Origin of the sequence: Mycoplasma razini (genome assembly GCF_048076865.1) — a bacterium.
Taxonomy (GTDB): Bacteria; Bacillota_I; Bacilli_A; order Mycoplasmatales; family Metamycoplasmataceae; genus Mycoplasmopsis.
Map to the genome: position 1 here is coordinate 322,875 of NZ_CP182212.1, position 19,133 is coordinate 342,007.

Consider the following 19,133-nt stretch of genomic DNA (forward strand, 5'->3'; position numbering starts at 1 on the left):
AATTAAACGAGGTTTTATATGAAGAGTCAAAACTTAGCAAATGCCTTAAGACCACAGACATTGAATGATATTGTAGGTCAACAAAATGTTGTCAAATTGCTAAAGAAAGTAGTAGCAAATCAAATTACCAGTAGCTTTTTATTCTTTGGAGAAGCCGGTACAGGAAAAACATCTACTGCAATGGCATTAGCAAATGATTTAGGCTTAAAGTATGATTATTTTAATGCTTCAGTTGACTCAAAATCAAAACTTGTAAATATTTTAGAAAACAATCAGTGCATTATTATTGATGAAATTCATCGATTAAACAAAGACAAACAAGATATCTTGCTATCATATGTTGAATTTGACAAAATAATTGTATATGCAACAACTACAGAGAATCCTTATTTTAAGGTTGTTCCCGCAGTGCGCAGTAGAATGCAAATTTTACAATTTAATAAGATATCTGAAGTAGATATTGTAGATAAGCTTGAGCAAATTGTTGCATCAACTTATCCGGATTTAAAAGTATCACGAGTACAATTGCTAGCTTTAGCGCGTTTATCAGCTGGTGATTTACGTTCTAGCATAAATAATTTACAAATGCTAGCTAACTGTGTTGATGATGGAGAAGAAGTTACTGACGAAGTTATAAAAACAGTTGTACCAAATGTTAACTTTTATTCAGATCTAGATTCAAGTGCTCACTATAATAATTTATCTGCATTCCATAAATCTTTAAGAGGAAGTGACCCAAATGCAGCCTTGTATTGAGGAATGTTAATTTTAGAATCTGGCGATTTAGATGGATTATTTAGAAGAATGCTTTGTGTAGCATATGAAGATGTTGGACTGGCTGCACCTAATGTTTCACTTAGAGTCGCTGAAGCAATCAGAAGTTTTGAACGTTTAGGCATGCCAGAAGGTCGCTTACCAATTGGTTTTGCTATTTTAGACCTAGCACTAGCACCAAAAAGTAATGCTTCATATTTAGCTATTAGCCAAGTTGAACAACTTATTGCTTCAGGTGGAGTTTATGAAATACCAAAACACTTGCGCGATGCTCATTATGCATCAGCAGCTAAATTAGGAGATGGAACTGAATACAGGTATCCACACGATTATGCCAACAATTATGTAGATCAACAATATCTACCTAATGAAATTAAAAACATGCAGTTTTATTGACCTCAACAAAATTCAAATGAATTAAATATAGAAAAATATTGAAATTTAATTAAAAAAAATAAGGAGCTATAATGGAGCTTAAATTAGAAACTATAAATACATTAGAAGATTTAAAACAAGCGAAAGCTAAAGCTTTTGGATCAACAGGTGAAATAGCACAATTACAAAGCGAGTTAAAAGCAGCACCTGTAGAAATGAAAAAGGAACTTGGAGCTAAAATTAATCAACTTAAAACAGCATACAATAACTTTTTTGAACAAGCTGAAAATAGAATTAAAGAATTGGAAATTGAAGCAAAAGTTAACTCTGAATTCATTGATGTAACTGCACCATTAAGTAAACCAGCTAGTTTACACCCAATTACAATAGTAGAAAACAGATTAAAGGAATGATTCTATCAACACGGTTACTATCAACAAGAAGAAGGTGAAATTGTAACTGATCTATTTAACTTTGAAAGGTTAAATATTCCAAGCGATCACCCTGCTAGAGCTATGCATGATTCTTTATACTTTAATCCAACTACATTGTTAAGAACACATAATACAGGTATTACAGCTAAAGTTTTAGCTGAAAATCCTAATAAAGTATTTTCAACATTTGCTATTGGGAAAGTTTACCGTAATGATGAAGATGATGCAACTCACTCACACCAATTTACTCAAGTTGATATTGTATCAGTAGGGAAAGGGATTTCTTTTGGTAATTTAATTTGAACATTAAAAGATTTACTTTCTTATGTGCTTGAAGAACAAGTGGAAATTAGACTAAGACCAAGTTATTTCCCTTTTACAGAGCCAAGTGTTGAAGTAGATGTTCTTTATAAAGGCAGATGAATTGAAATTCTAGGAGCAGGAATGCTACATCCTAATGTTTTAGCCATGGCTGGCTTTGATCCAGAATTTAATGGACTAGCTGCAGGATTAGGAATTGAAAGAATCACTATGATTAAATATGGATTTAATGATATTAGAGATTTATATAGAAATGATTTAAGAATAATGGAGCAATTTAGAAATGAAAGATAGTTTTTTAAATATTTTACAATCACAAGGTAAAAAACCTTATTTTGAAATAATAATCAATAAGTTAGAAGTCGCTGAAAAAGAATCTTTAGTTTTACCACACCAAATGGACATGTTTCATGCTTTCGATTTTTTCCAAGTACACGAAACAAAAGTGGTTCTTTTAGGGCAAGATCCTTATCATACAGTAGGATATGCTGATGGTTTAGCATTCTCAACTGGAAACGGAAAAATAACACCTTCTTTAAGAAATATTTTTGCCGAAATTAAAAGAGATTACCCGGATGCTAAATTAGATAATACCTCATTAGTTTCATGAGCTAAACAAGGTGTTTTACTATTAAATACTGTATTAACAGTTGCTGAAGGTAAAGCAAATTCTCACGCAACTTTTGGATGACAAAAATTTACACATGAAGTTTTATCTCAAGTAGTAAGACAAAACCCTGATGTTATAGTAGTGGCTTTAGGAAAACAAGCAGCAAAATTCGTTGCTGATTTACCAATTCCGGCCGAAAACTTAATTGAAACTTCTCACCCAAGTCCTTATAGCTATAAAAAAGGATTTGAAAACTCACATATTTTCAAAGAAATTAATGATAAGTTAATTGACAAAGGAATAACAGCAATTAACTGAAATACTACGAAGGAGGCATAATGTTAATTTCATTAAATCGATTAAATTCATTGTTGAAAGGAATTAAACTCTCAGCTAGCCAAGTTGAAAAAACTTTAAATAGTATTGGTTTTGAAGTTGAAGAAGTTAAACCTTTCAGTGATGTAAAAGGTCTTCAATTCTGTGAAGTTTTATCTGTAGAACAAAACCCAAATAGTGATCGTTTGGATGTTGTCAAAGTTAAAACTAAAACAGGGCAATATACAATTCAAACAAATAACCGCATCTTAAAACCTGGAGATTTAACAATTTGCTTCCCAATTGGTGCAAGTAAAGGCGATTTCACATTTAGCCAAGTAGAGTTAAAAGGATTACCTTCACAAGGTATGTTTGGAGCTTGAAGCGAAATTGGATATGATTGAAAACTACTAAGTGAAAAAGATCAAATTGTAACCTTTGAACCAAGTTTTGCTTCATTAAATGATGACCCAATTGAAAAATTAGGATTAGATGATTATTTAATTGAAATTTCAATAACTGCTAACCGTAATGATGCAAATAGCTATTTCGTTCTAGCTCGTGAACTAGCAGCATATTATGGAGTAGAAGTTAATTATCAATTAATGAATTCTACAATTAAAGCTAGTGAACTAATGAGCTTGCTAAAATTAGATATTGATAATGCAGCTATGAATAATGTTTTCTACTTACCTGTAGAAGTATTAAGTGCTCAAATTAGTTTAGAAGATAAAATGTTATTAGCAAAACATGGTTTTGCAACAAACGAATCATGGGCAAATAATCTTGCAAATTTACTTTTAATTATGGCTGGAACACCAGCACAAGTTTACGATTTAGATAAAATACTTTCAAATGCAATTTTAAGTGCTAAAAAATATTCAGGTACTTTATCTGTTGAGGGAAAAGAAGTAGAAGTTAAAGATGTGCTAGCCATTTATGCAAATGATAAAGTCATTTCATTAGCTGGTGTTACTGTATTAGAGCAATATCAAGCTACCAAAGATACTAAAAATTATTTATTTGAAGTAGCTGCATATACACCAAGTGAAATTAGACACACTTTAAGAGAAATTAAAACTTCTAATCCAGCAGGCGCACAGGCTTCAAGACCAATAACAAAATATTTAGCATACCAAGGAATGAGCTTTTTAGCTGACGCTTTAATTAAGCAAGTTACGAAAAGTTCGCTTACTAATTTAGCTGAAAGTGAAACAAAAATTATTAAATTTGAGTTAGATAAATTAGCTGCTTATGGTGGGAAATTAGATCCTAAACGTTTAAACTTTGCTTATAAAGCTTTAGCAAATCTTGGCTTTGAATTAGCTTCAGATTTAAGCAGCATTATTATTCCTGCTTATAGATATGATGTTAATGTGATGGAAGATGTTATTGAAGAAATTTTACGTTTCTATTCATATGATGGAATTGAAGAAGAAATTTTACCAAGTGTGCCACTTAAAACCATGAAATTTAATCCAACACCTTCTAATTTCGTGGCACAAGGGTATTCAGAAGTTAGAACTTTTACATTAGTATCACATGAGAAAGCACAATTTAATCCATTTAACTTTAAAACAAATCAAGTATTACAAACCTATGTTTCAAAAGAACGTGAAGTAGTTAGAAATTCAATTGTAACTTCATTAGCAGGTGTTGTTGAATATAACTTAAAACGTAAAATGAATGATATAAATATTTTTGAAAAAGGAATGATTAATAATAATGTAATGGTATATGGAATTGCAAGTAGCACAAAAACCTTTAGAGAAATGCAATTAGATTTGATTAATCTAACAGGAAAAGAATTAAAATTTGTTCCATTAGCAGATAATGAAATGATTCATCCTAATGCTTCAGCAGAAATTATCTTCCAAGACCAAATGGTAGGATGAATTGGAAAAATACATCCAAAATATGACACAACTAACGGGACACTTTATGCTGAAATTTTAACTGATGTGTTTAATAAGCAAACACCAGAATTAAAATTCCAAGCTGTCAACTTAGAACCTTTAAAAACATTAGATATTACTTTCGAATTAGATTTAAACGACTATGTCTCACCTGCACTTGATTTTATTAACCAAATTGATAATTCAGCTAATGAATTAAAAACTGTTAAGGTTATTGATCAATTCCAAAAAGGTGATAAAGTTAATACAACAGTTCGTTTCGTAGGAACTGAACAAATAATTTCACTTATTGATGCAAAATTCAATAAAAAAGGAGAATAGATGTACAAGAATTTAGAACTACATGACAAAATCGTGCAAGATGCAATTAATAATGAGCTTGCACGTCAAGAAGACCATATTGAACTAATCGCTTCTGAAAATTATGTTTCAGAAGACGTCTTAAAAGCTCAAGGGTCAGTTTTAACCAATAAATATGGTGAAGGATATCCTGGAAGAAGATATTACGGAAGCTGTGAAAACGTTGATATTGTTGAACAAGCTGCAATTGATCGTTTAAAAGCTATTTTTGGTGTTAAATATGCCAATGTGCAACCATATTCTGGTTCAGTAGCTAATGCTGCTGCTATTGCTTCAGTTGTCCCATCTGGAGGCAAAATTATGGGTCTAGCCCTTAACTGTGGTGGTCACTTAACACACGGGTATAAAATCAGTTTTAGTGGAATCTTTTATAATTCAATATCATATGAATTATCAAAAGATGGTCTATTGGATTATGATGCTATTTTGCAACAAGCATTAATTGAAAAGCCTGATTTAATTATCTGTGGTTATTCAGCTTACTCAAGAACAGTAGATTTTGCAAAATTTAGAGAAATTGCTGATAAATGTGGAGCAAAATTAATGGCTGATATAGCTCACATTGCTGGATTAATTGCTGCAGGATTACACCCTTCACCAGTTGGTTATGCTGATATTATTACTTCAACTACACATAAAACATTACGTGGTGGTCGTGGTGGTATTATCATGACAAATGATGAAGAAATAGCTAAAAAAGTTGATCGTTGAGTATTCCCGGGTTACCAAGGTGGGCCATTATTCCATGCAATTGCTGGAAAAGCTGTTGCCTTTTATGAAGCAATGCAACCTATGTTTAAGCAATATGCTGCTGACATTATTGCAAACGCCCAAGCCTTTTGTCAAGCATTTAAAGACAAAGGAGCTGTCATTATTTCAGGTGGAACAGATAACCACTTATTTATGGTAAATGTTTTAGAAACATATAACATTAATGGTAAACAAGCTGAAACATTACTTGAAAAAATCAATATTACAATAAACAAAAACACCATTCCATTTGATACACTTTCACCAACATTTGGAAGTGGAATTAGACTTGGAACAGCTGCTATGACAAGTAGAGGCTTTACAAAATGAAATGAATTATGTGACATTATTGATTATTCACTTAGAAATTTAGACTTTTTAAACTCACCAGAAGGTGAAGAAAAATTAGCTGAATTAAAAGCTCAAGTACTTGCATTAACCAAAGAATTCCCAATTAAAAAATCATACTTATAAAAACCTTTGTGGAAATAACTTCTATTTCCACATTTTTTATTTTATTTTCTAATTTCAGATACTATCTAGGGTACAATAAGTGTATGAGAAAAAGCAAATTAATATTTTTAACCTTGGCTGTTGGGTCTACAATAGCTGCCCCAACTATATTAGCAAGTTGTTTACCAGATAATGATAAAAAACAAGCTAAAATTGATGAATTAACCTTAAAAATAAAGGAAAAAGATATTTTAATCCAAAAGTCTTCAGATTTAAAAGCTAAATTTGAAGCCTTAAAAAAGGAAAAAGATAGCATTGATAAGCAATTACAAAGCGTGCAAAAAACAGTTGCTGAATTACAAAGCAAAGATCAACCTGACGGAACTGATAAAGATGCCCAAATCAAGCAACTACAAGCACAAATTTCAAGCTTACAAGAACTTTTAAAAACTAAAGAAGCTGAGAATGCAACCTTAAGTAAACGTATAAAAGAATTGGAAGATAAAATTGCCAAAATGCAAGAAAATAGTGGTTCAGATAATACATCTAACAATTCTGAAGGAAATGGTGAAGAAACCAATAATAATAGTACTGACAATAATAACAACAATAATACGGATCCAGAACCTGTTGTAGAGCCAACTACTGACGATACTAAGTTTATTGTTTCATCTCCATACAAGACTGCTTATGTACGTCCACCATTTGGAGCACAATTTAAGTTAAAAGATCATGAAATTAAATTCACTACTGTCTTTAGTCATTTAGATTCACCTGGTAATAAATCTAAAAAAGGATATATTGAAAGCTCTGTTTCTACAAGAGATTCAGATTTCAAAACAAAATATCATGGTGGTGGAAGTATGGGTGCACAAGAATTTAGTGAATTTCTTGCTTTACCGAATGTAATGGATGATTTTGCAAAAATTAGTTCAAATAGTAATGTTATTTTTGGTGGTGATACTAATATTGAAGATAAAAACTTCGAGTTACAAAATAACTTCACTGATAAATATACTGCAACAGTAGCAGGGCTAAATAATTCAAATGATACAAGAGCATATTACACTTCATTAGGAACAACTAAAAACCCTTATTCACAACCATATGATAAAATGTTTTTTAAAAATGTAAACCAAGACAAATTGAAGTTTTTAACAACTGCTAATACTCCTGATAAGCAATTTAAAATTGATATCTTACAAGCTTTTCATGATAACATTTTGGCTGAAGAAGACAAGGAATTAGATGGTTATAAAAAAATTACAAAATCAAACCCAATTAAAACCGGACTTTCTGACCATGCTCCAGTGTTTACTGATATTGAAGCAAAATTTGATATTAAAACCAATACTGCCATTGAAAAATATGCCAAAGGTAAAAATGTTATTAGAATTGGTCACTGAAATATTTTAAACTACGGTGGAGAAGCAGTTCCAACATTTAAATATACTGCAATTGCTAAAGTAATAGCTGCTGGTGGATTCGATATTTTAGGATTAACTGAAATAAATTATGGCCAAGCCGAAAAAGTTAATCAAATACTAACTCTACTTAATAAATTAACTGGCTCACAATATAAAATGGTAGTGCAAGATAGCAATGATGCTTCATGAGCAAATGATGATTTATTTAGAATCTTCCAATCTCAAGAAGAGCAAGTTGTAATTATTTATGATGCAAATCTTGTTACTCCATTAGCATTTAATGATGGAAAAATTGGACATTCATATCGTCAAATAATTCCTTCAATTAAAGAAATTGAACAATTAAAAAGTTTAACTGAAAAATAATAAATAGTATAATTAACTCATTATTTATAAAAATAATGAGTTTTTTATTCAGGAGGAATTATGATCCCAATCTCAGTAATTTGAATTATGGGGCTTTTACCATTTTTAGCTTTTATAGTTCTAGTTTTGGTCCAAGCTAAATTCATTAACCATGTTAAAATTAATCGTTTACATTTACACAATAATGAAAAAATGTTGCAAAAAGTGATTTTAAACTTAAACTTATATAAATATTGAAAAATGAGATTTGTCATTTTTTCCATTATTACTGCAACACTTGTGCTTTTAACAATTGTCTATACACCAATTGCTTTCATATTTGTTTCACAAGTATTTCAATATGTTGATAAAAATCAAGGACAAATTGAAAAAATCACACAAACAGGTATTGCTGTAGTTTTATGATTACTTGATGTTTTCTTTACTGGTTTATTAATTTGAACAATATACCGTGAAATTTATGCTTGAAATAAAGAAATGAATGTATGAAATCTACAAGAAAATCCTGAAGCTAAAAGTTTTTATGAACACTTAGTTGAATGCAAATCTAAAAAAGAATTTCCAAATAAAGTAAAACTTGGAAAAATTCATTTCTTTAATCGTAAAACAACTTTATCTTATGAAACTTGCAATTTAGAGAAATTAGCAAACGGAAATAAAAAACAATGATATATTGAAGGAAGAATTCTCTTTGATACTTTTATTGATTATAGTCAAATTCTAATTAATGATCGAACAGTTGAGGACACTGATTTTGTAGCTAAATTACTCAACTTGCTCGAAAGAAATGATAAGAATTTTTCAACTAAAAAAAGATAATACATTTAGTGCTAATATATAGCAGTAAAAAAGCGAGCTAGATGGAAAAATAGATTTCCATAAAACTAGTTTTATTTTATAATTTATTTACATTTCAAACAAGGTTTATCCTTGTTTTTATAACCATTTACAAAAGGAGTAATATGAGAAAACTATTTAGTAGTGAATCAGTAGGTAGAGGACACCCTGACAAAGTTTGTGATCAACTATCTGATGCAATTTTAGATGCTTACTTATCTTTAGATCCAGAATCTAAAGTAGCAGTAGAATGCATGGCATCTGGACATAACATTTTTATTGCAGGAGAAGTTAAATCGAATGCGGATGTTGATGTTATTGAAATTGCTAAAAACATCTTAAAACAATTAGGTTACTATACAAACGAAACTAGCTTTATTACAGACATTAAACGTCAAAGTGAAGATATTGCCATGGGAGTTGAATTAGGTGATGAAATTGGTGCAGGAGATCAAGGTATCATGTTTGGATATGCTGTTGATGAAACACCAGAATACATGCCACTAGGAATTACACTTGCTCATGCATTAGTTAGAAGAGCTGAAAAATTAAGAACTAGCCTAGAATTTAAGAATGCTAAAGCAGATATGAAATCTCAAGTAACTTTAGACTATACAGATCCAAACCATGTTTTTGTAGACACTGTATTAATGAGTATTCAACATGCTAAAAACTATGATGAAGCTGAATTTAAGTCTTACATTAAGAACCATATTATTCTTCCTGTAATGGAACAATATAATTTAGCTGAACCTAAAAATATTTTAATTAATCCAACTGGTAATTTTGTTATCGGTGGACCAATTGGTGATACTGGATTAACCGGTAGAAAAATAATTGTTGATACATATGGAGGAGCAGCTCGTCACGGTGGAGGTGCTTTCAGCGGAAAGGACTCAACTAAAGTTGATCGTTCAGCAGCTTATGCAGCAAGATGAATTGCAAAAAACATTGTTGCAGCAAAATTAGCTAAACGCGCTGAAATTCAAATTGCTTATGCAATTGGTGTAGCTAAACCTGTTTCAATTATGCTTGATACATTTGGAACTAATACAGTGCCTGAAGAAATAATTGAACAAGCAGTTAGCGAGATATTCAACCTTACACCAAAAGGAATTATTGATGCATTAGGTTTAAGAAAACCAATATTCTTACAAACATCATATTTTGGACATTTTGGTAGAAGTGATTTAAATCTTCCTTGAGAACAATTAAACAAAGTAGAAGAATTACAAAAGAAAGTGAAAGAGTTAACTAAATAATGTTAGAGAAATCCTGTGGGGCCATAATTTTTAGAAGATTTCGTTTCAGAACCAAAGTGCTTTTAGTGAAACAATTAAATAATATTTGAGTGTTTCCAAAAGGACATATCGAAGGTGACGAAACACCAGTTGAAACTGCTCATCGTGAAGTAATGGAAGAAACAACAATTAAAAATTTCCAAATTATTTCAGATGTATCTTATGTAGATAACTATGTAGTTAGAGAAACTGGTAATGATAAAGAAGTTACATACTTTTTAGCCTATACACAAGATGTAGAAGTTCCACATCATGTTAAAGGTGAATCAAAAAGAGCGAAATACTTCTCAATTAAAAAGGCCTATAAAAAATTAAAGAATCAAGCACCTAAACAATTTTTATTAGATGCTTATGATAAGTATTTATCTTTAAATATTTCAAAACCTAAAAGAATTAAAAAATAATGCAGAGTAATCTGCATTTTTCTTTTTTCACTATATCACAGTGGTAAAAAGAGAATTTAACTACAAAATTGATCTTGCAAAAGAGATGTATGATTTTTTATTTTTTAATCAAAAAGATAATGCTTAAGTAATATTTCATAAGCAAAAAAATATCAATAATTGGAATTGGCTTTTATTTAGCACAATATGTTAGTGCTAAAAGTTTATTTTTCACTGAATAAACTTTTTATTTAAATGTTTTTATTTTTAATAAAAAAATTTAAAATTTAAATAAACAAAGAAGGAGGCGTTTTATGGACACAGAAAAGACAAAAAATGAAACCAAAAAAACAAAATACATTGATTTAGTTGAATTCCGTAAACAAGAAATTCAACACGCCATTCTTTCCGCTCAAAAAGAAAATGAAAAGGAAGAATATAAGACATCGCAAAAGGCATTGCCTTGATATAAGCGAGATTTATTTCTTAATCTTTTAGGTGCGGGTGTAGCACTGAGTGTAATGATACTTATTATCTTAATTGCTTATTTAGTTAAAGGCTTATAGTGATCAAATATTTTAACGAAACTGCAAGTCAAAATGTAACTACAGTTTCAAACCAAGAAATAACTGCTTTAATTATTATTGCTACTTTAGCTTTAGTAGTAGTTCTAATTCTTTTGGGTCTTTACTTATGACCACATATTTACAGTTTTATCTCTTCAAAGATTAAGAAAACTAAATATGAAAAATTAGGTAAAAGCAGTCAAATTCGTTTAATTAACCAATTAAGAGAAAGTGTCGAATATTTTTCAAAGAACAAAATAGGTGCATTAATCACTATTGAAAATAATGACAATATTGATAACTTAAGAACTGATGGTGTTGTACTTAATTCAAACATTTCAAGTTCTTTATTAATTGCAATTTTTAATAAAACTAGTCCTTTACATGATGGGGCTGTAGTTATCAGAGATAACAAAATTTATTATGCAGCTACTTTTTACAAAATTACTCGTAAAAGTGTAGACTCAAAATATGGCTCACGTCATAGAGCAGCGATGGGGATTTCAGAACAATGCGATGCTACTACTGTGGTAGTATCTGAAGAAGATGGAAGTATTAAGATCCTTAAAGGAAGCATAATACAACCAGTTAAACTTGAACAATTCCAAGAACAACTTATTAAATACTTAAAAGAACAATAATGGAATTTACTCCTGAAGTAAAAGAAACTTTAATTAATACTCTTGTTGAGTTAATTAAAGAAAAGAAAATTATTGCAGTTCGTGAATTGTGTGAAGAATACCCATATGCTGACTTTGCTGAAGCAGTAGAAAGCTTAACAATTGAAGAGCAATTATATGTGCTTAGAGTTTTAAAAACTGCGGAAGCTGCAGAAGTGTTTTCTTACTTAGAAGACACCACAAAAGTTAATTTAGCAAAATCATTTACTGAAGATTGAGGAATGAAAATTCTTCAAGACCTAGAAAGTGATGAATTGGTTGACGTTTTAGAAGACTTGCCAGTTAACTTTACTAAAAAAATCTTATCTCAAACACCAGATGATAAGAGAACTAAATTAAATAACTTGCTTTCATATGATGACGAACACGTAGGAAGCATTATGTCAGTTGATCTTTCAGTCTTAAAGGACTCATGAAGCGCTAAGAAAGCTATCAGAAAGATTAAAAAGGATTACAAAAGTAATATCGAACTTAGTCATAACTTCTATATCACAGATGACAGTGGATTTTTAATTGGAGATATTACTCTTGAAGAATTAGTCTTTGCTGATGATGAAAATGAAACACTAGATAATTTATATAATGCTGTGGCAACAGTTCACCCTTATGACAATAAGGAGGATGCAGCTAACATTTTCGCGGATCATGATAGATCTACATTACCGGTTGTTTCAGCTGATAATAGACTAATTGGGATGATTTCTTCAGACGCAGTTATTGACGTTATCCAAGAACAAGCTACAGAAGATATGTATAAGCTTGCTGGTATTAACCCTGATGCTGCTGAAGAAAGCTATTTAAAAACAAAAATTAAACAAATTGTTAAATCACGGGTAGTTTGATTGATTATTCTTATGATTTCAGCTACTTTCTCTCAATACATCATTCAACAGTTTTCAAATATTTCAGAAAACTTCATTAAAGGTTTAGGCGTTGCAGTATCAACCGGAATTATTGTTGGACTAATTCCAATTATTTCAGGTTCAGCTGGTAATGCTGGTTCTCAATCTTCAACCACCATTACTCGTGCTAGTGCCTTAGGTGAAATTGAACATAAAGATATTTGAAAAGTTATTCGTAAAGAAATTTCAGTTGGTGCTGTCATTGGTTCAATCTTGTTCTTGGTTAATATTGCTAGATTATATATCTACTTTGCAATCCCAAGCTTTAGAGATAATGGTGATGGAACAGAAGCAGCTTGAGGACCAATTACTTTCATTATTTTAGCTAGCTCACTTTCATTATTTGTAGTAGTTATTTTTGCTAAGTTTTTAGGAACAGTAATTCCATTAGTTGCTATCAAACATAAAAAAGATCCAGCTGTAATGTCAGCTCCAATTTTAGCCACATTAAGTGATGCTATCTCAACTTTAATCTTTTTTGGATTAAATATTGGAGTGCTAGCTTTAGCGCATTTTGTTGGTTGAATTTAAGGAGCAATATGAAAACAGCAGATGTTGAAAAAATTAAACTTTTAGCCGAAGATTACTTACGTGCTAAAGCTGATATGAAAGAATGTTTAGCAGCAATTAAAACAGAGGTTGCTGATACTGAAGTAACTATTTCAGAACCTTTATCAGAAGGTGGAAGAATCATATATACAGAAGTAACACCAAGAGCTAGCTTTGATTTTAAAGGTTATTCAAATTATTTATATACAGCAATGGTTCAAGGAATTACTTATTCTGAAGATGAACTAGAAGAAATCATGAAACAATTCGTGGTTAAAAAAGACTCAAAATGAGTATTAAAAATAACAAAATAGAGGAGAAAAGATATGCAAATGAATGCAACAGTTGGTATTTGAATACTATTTGCTGTCGTAATGGTAATGTTTATCGGATGGATTCTTTACCAATACATTAAAGATAAACGTTTAAAGAAGAAAGCAGCAGCCCAAATGGTTGAAATTAGTAAAAACGCTTCAGTTTATGCTTACGAATTATCAATCATGATGAATGAGCTAATTGCATTAAATCGTGTCACACTTGATGAATTTGTTCCAAGTATTGGTAAATATTCAATGGGTGAAATTAATAAAAACACACGTAATGTTGTTTTAGCATTATATAAATCACCAGAATTTCATGATTATATAAAAGAAATCCCTTCAAATGATTATCGTGAACTTGAACATAATTTAGTAGCTTTAAGAGACTTAAATGCTAATTTATGAGATAAAAAGGGGGTTAAATATATCGAATATTTTGCTGCAGCTCCTGAAAAGTTCGCTAAAAAAGTTGAAGAATTTAATAAGACAGAAATTGATTCCTTATTTAAGGATGAAAATGAAATTAAAGACAAATTAAGAGGAGTGTACAAAAATGAGTTTGAAAACAATGAACAAGCCAAATAAATTGACTTTAACACGCTTATTATTAGTTATTCCTGCTTTCTTATTAATGATTGCTGGATACTATACCTTATCACACGGATCAGAATTCAATGGAAACATAGCTAATTTAAAAGAAACAGGATTTAAAATAGCCTTTTCATTAATAACAGGATTTATTTTAGCAATTTTTACAACTGCAATGATTACTGATTTCTTTGATGGAAGAATTGCTCGTAAAAAGAATTTAGTCACTGATTTTGGAATAGTTTGAGATCCGATTGCTGACAAGGTAATGACTAATTTAGTTCTTATTTACTTTGGTGTAATTAATGTACTTCCATTTTGAGCAGTAGCTATCTTTATTCTACGTGACATCATTGTTGATGGTGTAAGAATGTTTTTATCTAAAATTGGAGTTTCAGTTGCTGCTGGCAAACTTGGAAAAATTAAAACACTAATTCTTTCAATCGGAATTTCTGTTACATTATTAATGTTAATTTGATTACCATATGAACCTAATTTTATTAAACAATATAATTTTATGTATGTATTAAACATTCCAATTTATATCGCATTAGTTTTAAGTGTTATTTCAGGGTTCTTTTATGTAATTAAAGGCTCAAAATACATGAAACAAAATTCAAGAACAGAAGCTAAAAAATAACTTACTATCATTTAGGAGACATAAGTGCAATATTTATTAACCAATAACTTTATTTGAGAATTCTTTATAGCAGAACTCATTAGTGTTGCGTTTTTAACACTTATGTCTTTTTTATGTACCCATTTTGCTAAAAAGTATAATCATAGAAATTTTGTCTATCCATTCTTTTATGCTTTAGCAACTTTAACATCAGCTTTTATTTCATTTGCTGTGTTAAGAATCCTTGCTCAAATTTTTGAACCTAAGGCAATGTATGAAAAGATTAATAACAGTATCCCACCAATAGTTAACCCTATGGTTACTCTATTTTATGTATTCACTTATTTATTTAATCCAATTAAAAGTCAAATTCATATTGCAAATATTTGGCTAATTATTTTAGGTCATTTTATAGGTGGAATAATTGGTGGCTTATTGTGAGCTCTTATAAAGAAAAATAGACCTAGCTTAAATGCTTCATATAAAAATGTCACTCGGATTCAAATTAAGGAATTAAGTTGAGACACAGGATTCATTTTTGCTTTCACTATATTGACTTTTATTATTCAATATGTAATTAACAAAAAAAGTAATAACTATATTTTATCTTCAACTTATACTGGTTTATTAACTTATATTATTTTATTAGTAGCTTCATGAATGTTGCGATTATCTTTCCCAACTAATATATATGTATCTACCGGATCTTATGTTGTCTCATTATTTTATGACAGAGATAAAATAAAAGCTAACACAACTTACTTATTGTTCGTTGCATCAGCTTATATAATTTCGACAGCACTAGTTTCACTAGTGTATATAGAACTCCCAATTAATCATAATTCCAGTTTGTTTATTCATTAACCAGCTCATTTATAAATGATAGCTAGAATAATAATGACAACTAAAGCAATGATTAAAATAATTGAACCTATCGCAAGGAAATAAGCTCACTTATTCTTGCGATATTTTTTTATTTCAAACTCATCTTGTTGATTTTCAATAATAATACTATCAACTAATTTTGTAAAACGCTTATCATTCAGTGATGTGGTGCTATTGCATTTCATTTCAGCCTTTAAGGCTTCATGCTTTGACTTTTTGCTTTTTTTAGGAGCTTTAGAAGTGTTTTTGCTATTTGCCATTAGTCTTCTAATTTCAACTTAGGCATCACTGTAATAGCAAAGGCTTGTGGACCAGTATGGATAGCAATTACGCTTGAAGTAATTTGCTCATGAGCCAATTTAAGATCTAATTCAGCACATTGTTTAACCACTTCTGCATTTACATTTAAATCAATTCCATGCATTCAGTTAAATTCATAATTTGCTAAATCTTCGCCCTCTTGGTAGAAATAGGCTTTTTCAATTGCTTTAGCAATTGCTCCATTTATTGTACGCTTTAAGAATACTGGACTAACTTTTCCATCAGTTGTATATTCTAAGATTGGAATTAAACTAATTTTAGTCATGATGAATTTTTTTACACCATGTAATCTTCCACCTTGAATCATGTACTTCATGTCAAATGGCACTAAATAAGTTGCTGAAGAATCATTGATTTTTTGTAATAAATCAAAAATTTCTTTCATAGATAAACCATCTTTATAAAGTTTTAAAGCATATTTGGCAGCATTTACTAATTGAATTCCACTTCAGTGATTTTCAAAAACATAAACATTTTTGTAATCATTTGCTACTGTGCGAACATGGCTTGAAGTAGAGCTCAATCCTGGGTGAATTCCAAAGTAGATAACTTCATCAAATTCTTCACTTGCTTGTTGCACAATAGTGTTAATGATTTCTAATTTTGGACTAGAAGATTTAAAACTATTAGCTGTAGAAAGTTTTTCTAAAACAGTCATTTTGTCTGCTAATCCATCTTGGTATAAGGTTCCATCAAGATCAACTTGTAATGGAATAAATTTAAAACCAGCTTTTTCAGCTTCTTCTTGATATAGACCACTAAATGAGTCTAAAATAATTCCTAATTTTTTCATGCTTTAATTATATAAGAAAAAAGTAAATTTTATTGTGCTAATTTCTGTCTGGCCTTTGACTAAAACCCCTTATTAATAGTGTTAAAAATATTTTTTTAAAAATTAGTATTGATATTTATTAATAAAATAGTAATTTAATTTATTGAGAAATAATAAGCATTATGTTGATATATTGGGAGTAAATAAATTTAATTCTTTAGCATCATAATCTAGTTTTAATCAGATCAAAAAGCCTTGCAGGAAGCTTTAAAAAAAATAAAAATTCATCTTTTGCAATAGAATGATGTGGTAAAATATTTTTGCTACATAAGTAGCAAGACAAAACAGAGGATATAAGTCATCTTGCATGCAAGGTGGCTTTTTTTCCACATTTTTCCACAATTTATGGAAGTTTCCACAAATTTTATCCTTTTTGGAACTATTTTCATAGATATTTAAACTATAACAATATAATCAAATGTTATAAACTATGGAGGAAAAATGAAAAAAATTAAATTATTACTTACTACAATGTCTGGAGTGTGCATAGCAACATTACCTTTAATTGCTGCACAATGTTCACATGACAAACAAAATAATGATCAAGGAAAGGAACCTGAAAGCAATAAACAGCCTAATCCTGGTACAAGCGAAACACAACCAAATCCCGGTACAAGCGAAACACAACCAAATCCCGGTACAAGCGAAACACAACCTAATCCTGGTACAAGTGGAGACAAAGAACCAACTGTTACAGCCAATAAAGACTTTTTAGCCTTAGACAATGATGCTTTAGTTACAAAATACATTAAGCATGCACCAACGCTAAAAGAAGAAATTGTTAATCAGAAAACAGCTTGAATGGCGGAAACTAGTGATCTTAAAGATGTTGAAACAAAGCCAAGTGATACAGAAACAGTTTCTGTTGTATCAATTACTATGCCAAAAGATAATACTAGATATGAACATTTAGAAGACTGATTAAAACAAGGAAAAATGAAAGTTGATTATCGCTTTAAGGTAGCTTCAAAAGTTGATCCTGCAGTACAAAAAGAATTTACTAAATCATATGAGATTAGTGGATATATTTCAGAAGCCAAAGCGAAAGAAATTTTTGCTCAATCAATGTCACTTTTAGATGATTCTAATTTCAGTATTGATAAAACTAAATTAATAATTGACATTGATTCAAGCAGACCTGAATTTAAAGGAACAAATAATTCATATAAATTCCTTAATGGTTCATATTATCCACTATCAGTTGAAAAAGCCATAAGCATTAAAAATCAAGGAGCCATTGCAAAAGCTTCATATCAATTTAATAAACTGGGAGTAAATCCAGCTAAAAACGAATTAAGAATTGAACCATTTTTATATTTAGATAATAAGTCAGCTAATAATTTCTTTGTATATCGTAATGGTAAAGAATATGTAGAAGGAGATAATAATACTTCAATTGTTTTTGATAATTTACCTTCACGTGCTTTATCAGCTGTGGCAATTGCTACAAATTATCGTATTAATCAAGCCTTTAATTTTGATAAAGCTAAATTAGAAAAGGCAACAGGTAAAGTTTTAAGTGAAACCGATCCTAAAGATGTTACTGTTGAAATGCTAAATCAAGCATTAGATATTAATCACACTGAAGTAGTCTCAAGTGCTAATAATGCTCTTGATAAATTCATGGTTTCATCTGAATTTATCAAAAATTCAAAATTACATATTACTGAGGTGAAAGCTAATGAAAGAGAAGGAAGCATTGTTGTTAAATTCGAGTTTAATACAATTCCACTTCAAGATCCAAACGGAACTATCTACCTTGGAAAAGGAATTGAACAAAGCCAAGACCCACAACAACTTAATATTGGTACATTTACAGTCAAAAAATCTGGGTTTAAAGCTTTAGGAGCTGCACAAGAAACTGAATATCAAGAAAAAGCTATTTTTGAATTAGAAGCTGGAATGACATTTGAAAAAATAAAGGAATTATGAGATAACAAAAAAGATAAATTTGAAAGTAAAGGTGGAGCAATTCAAAAATATGGTTCAGGAAAAAAAGCATTTCTTGGTATAACTGCAAATGGTCAAGGAAAAAATAACAAAATTTTAACACTTAAACAAGATAGTGAAATGAATATAGATTCAGTTTTATCAACTAATATTAAAGGGGGTAAGAAATACTTAGAAGCTAGCTTAAATGAAGCAACAAAACAATTAATTGTTAAATATAAATTAGCATCTGAACCAGAAAAATACTACAAACAAACTATAACACTAGCTTAAAAATAGAAAAATAGAACTAACAAAAA

General features: G+C 30.0%; 19 protein-coding genes. 17 read left to right on the plus strand and 2 right to left on the minus strand.

Annotation, left to right across the window (positions count from 1 at the left end; genetic code table 4):
- Positions 1-18: 18 nt before the first annotated feature.
- The 16 genes from ACM0L0_RS01410 to ACM0L0_RS01485 all read left to right on the plus strand — a co-directional run bounded on the left by ACM0L0_RS01410 (position 19) and on the right by ACM0L0_RS01485 (position 15,710).
- Positions 19-1,242, plus strand: coding sequence for a replication-associated recombination protein A (locus tag ACM0L0_RS01410; protein ID WP_416738782.1), 1,224 nt, complete (start codon positions 19-21; stop codon positions 1,240-1,242).
- Positions 1,242-2,198 carry a phenylalanine--tRNA ligase subunit alpha gene (pheS, locus tag ACM0L0_RS01415; protein ID WP_416738783.1) on the plus strand — a complete coding sequence of 319 codons (957 nt, stop codon included), beginning with the start codon at positions 1,242-1,244 and terminating at the stop codon, positions 2,196-2,198. Before ACM0L0_RS01410 ends, pheS begins: the two co-directional genes overlap by 1 nt.
- On the plus strand, positions 2,188-2,853 hold the full coding sequence (locus ACM0L0_RS01420; protein WP_416738784.1) for a uracil-DNA glycosylase: 666 nt from the start codon (positions 2,188-2,190) through the stop codon (positions 2,851-2,853). Before pheS ends, ACM0L0_RS01420 begins: the two co-directional genes overlap by 11 nt.
- On the plus strand, positions 2,853-5,066 hold the full coding sequence (locus ACM0L0_RS01425; protein WP_416738785.1) for a phenylalanine--tRNA ligase subunit beta: 2,214 nt from the start codon (positions 2,853-2,855) through the stop codon (positions 5,064-5,066). The genes ACM0L0_RS01420 and ACM0L0_RS01425 overlap by 1 nt, the downstream gene beginning before the upstream one ends.
- The gene (glyA, locus tag ACM0L0_RS01430) at positions 5,067-6,329 is read left to right on the plus strand and encodes a serine hydroxymethyltransferase (RefSeq protein ID WP_416738786.1); all 1,263 of its coding nucleotides are present in this window, start codon (positions 5,067-5,069) and stop codon (positions 6,327-6,329) included.
- Between the two features lie 83 nt (positions 6,330-6,412).
- Complete coding sequence (locus ACM0L0_RS01435) at positions 6,413-8,101, plus strand: hypothetical protein (protein WP_416738787.1); 1,689 nt, start codon at positions 6,413-6,415, stop codon at positions 8,099-8,101.
- 60 nt (positions 8,102-8,161) lie between these two features.
- Positions 8,162-8,920, plus strand: coding sequence for a hypothetical protein (locus ACM0L0_RS01440; RefSeq protein WP_416738788.1), 759 nt, complete (start codon positions 8,162-8,164; stop codon positions 8,918-8,920).
- 143 nt (positions 8,921-9,063) lie between these two features.
- Entirely contained in the window at positions 9,064-10,200 is a 1,137-nt protein-coding gene (gene metK, locus ACM0L0_RS01445; protein ID WP_416738789.1) for a methionine adenosyltransferase, read from the plus strand.
- On the plus strand, positions 10,200-10,643 hold the full coding sequence (locus tag ACM0L0_RS01450; RefSeq protein ID WP_416738790.1) for an NUDIX domain-containing protein: 444 nt from the start codon (positions 10,200-10,202) through the stop codon (positions 10,641-10,643). Before metK ends, ACM0L0_RS01450 begins: the two co-directional genes overlap by 1 nt.
- A 293-nt stretch (positions 10,644-10,936) precedes the next feature.
- Positions 10,937-11,188 carry a hypothetical protein gene (locus ACM0L0_RS01455; protein ID WP_416738791.1) on the plus strand — a complete coding sequence of 84 codons (252 nt, stop codon included), beginning with the start codon at positions 10,937-10,939 and terminating at the stop codon, positions 11,186-11,188.
- A complete protein-coding gene (locus ACM0L0_RS01460; protein WP_416738792.1) occupies positions 11,188-11,829 on the plus strand; it encodes a diadenylate cyclase in 642 nt (213 codons plus the stop codon). The genes ACM0L0_RS01455 and ACM0L0_RS01460 overlap by 1 nt, the downstream gene beginning before the upstream one ends.
- Complete coding sequence (gene mgtE, locus ACM0L0_RS01465) at positions 11,829-13,301, plus strand: magnesium transporter (protein WP_416738793.1); 1,473 nt, start codon at positions 11,829-11,831, stop codon at positions 13,299-13,301. The genes ACM0L0_RS01460 and mgtE overlap by 1 nt, the downstream gene beginning before the upstream one ends.
- A gap of 8 nt (positions 13,302-13,309) precedes the next feature.
- Positions 13,310-13,633, plus strand: a complete 324-nt coding sequence (locus tag ACM0L0_RS01470; RefSeq protein ID WP_416738794.1) for a hypothetical protein — start codon at positions 13,310-13,312, stop codon at positions 13,631-13,633.
- A 12-nt stretch (positions 13,634-13,645) separates the two neighbouring features.
- Positions 13,646-14,224, plus strand: a complete 579-nt coding sequence (locus tag ACM0L0_RS01475; protein ID WP_416738795.1) for an MHJ_0274 family protein — start codon at positions 13,646-13,648, stop codon at positions 14,222-14,224.
- Entirely contained in the window at positions 14,193-14,867 is a 675-nt protein-coding gene (pgsA, locus tag ACM0L0_RS01480) for a CDP-diacylglycerol--glycerol-3-phosphate 3-phosphatidyltransferase (RefSeq protein ID WP_416738796.1), read from the plus strand. Before ACM0L0_RS01475 ends, pgsA begins: the two co-directional genes overlap by 32 nt.
- Positions 14,868-14,891: 24 nt before the next feature.
- Positions 14,892-15,710: a hypothetical protein gene (locus tag ACM0L0_RS01485; RefSeq protein ID WP_416738797.1), complete on the plus strand. Its 819-nt coding sequence runs from the start codon at positions 14,892-14,894 to the stop codon at positions 15,708-15,710.
- Here the strand turns inward: ACM0L0_RS01485 and ACM0L0_RS01490 are convergent.
- Both ACM0L0_RS01490 and ACM0L0_RS01495 read right to left on the minus strand, forming a co-directional pair.
- Positions 15,707-15,991 carry a hypothetical protein gene (locus tag ACM0L0_RS01490; RefSeq protein WP_416738798.1) on the minus strand — a complete coding sequence of 95 codons (285 nt, stop codon included), beginning with the start codon at positions 15,989-15,991 and terminating at the stop codon, positions 15,707-15,709. The genes ACM0L0_RS01485 and ACM0L0_RS01490 overlap by 4 nt on opposite strands.
- Positions 15,991-16,845, minus strand: a complete 855-nt coding sequence (locus ACM0L0_RS01495; RefSeq protein WP_416738799.1) for a DegV family protein — start codon at positions 16,843-16,845, stop codon at positions 15,991-15,993. The genes ACM0L0_RS01490 and ACM0L0_RS01495 overlap by 1 nt, the downstream gene beginning before the upstream one ends.
- 480 nt (positions 16,846-17,325) lie before the next feature.
- Here ACM0L0_RS01495 and ACM0L0_RS01500 point away from each other — a divergent pair, with 480 nt between their 5' ends.
- Positions 17,326-19,107, plus strand: a complete 1,782-nt coding sequence (locus ACM0L0_RS01500) for a hypothetical protein (RefSeq protein ID WP_416738800.1) — start codon at positions 17,326-17,328, stop codon at positions 19,105-19,107.
- The last annotated feature ends 26 nt before the right edge of the window (positions 19,108-19,133 follow it).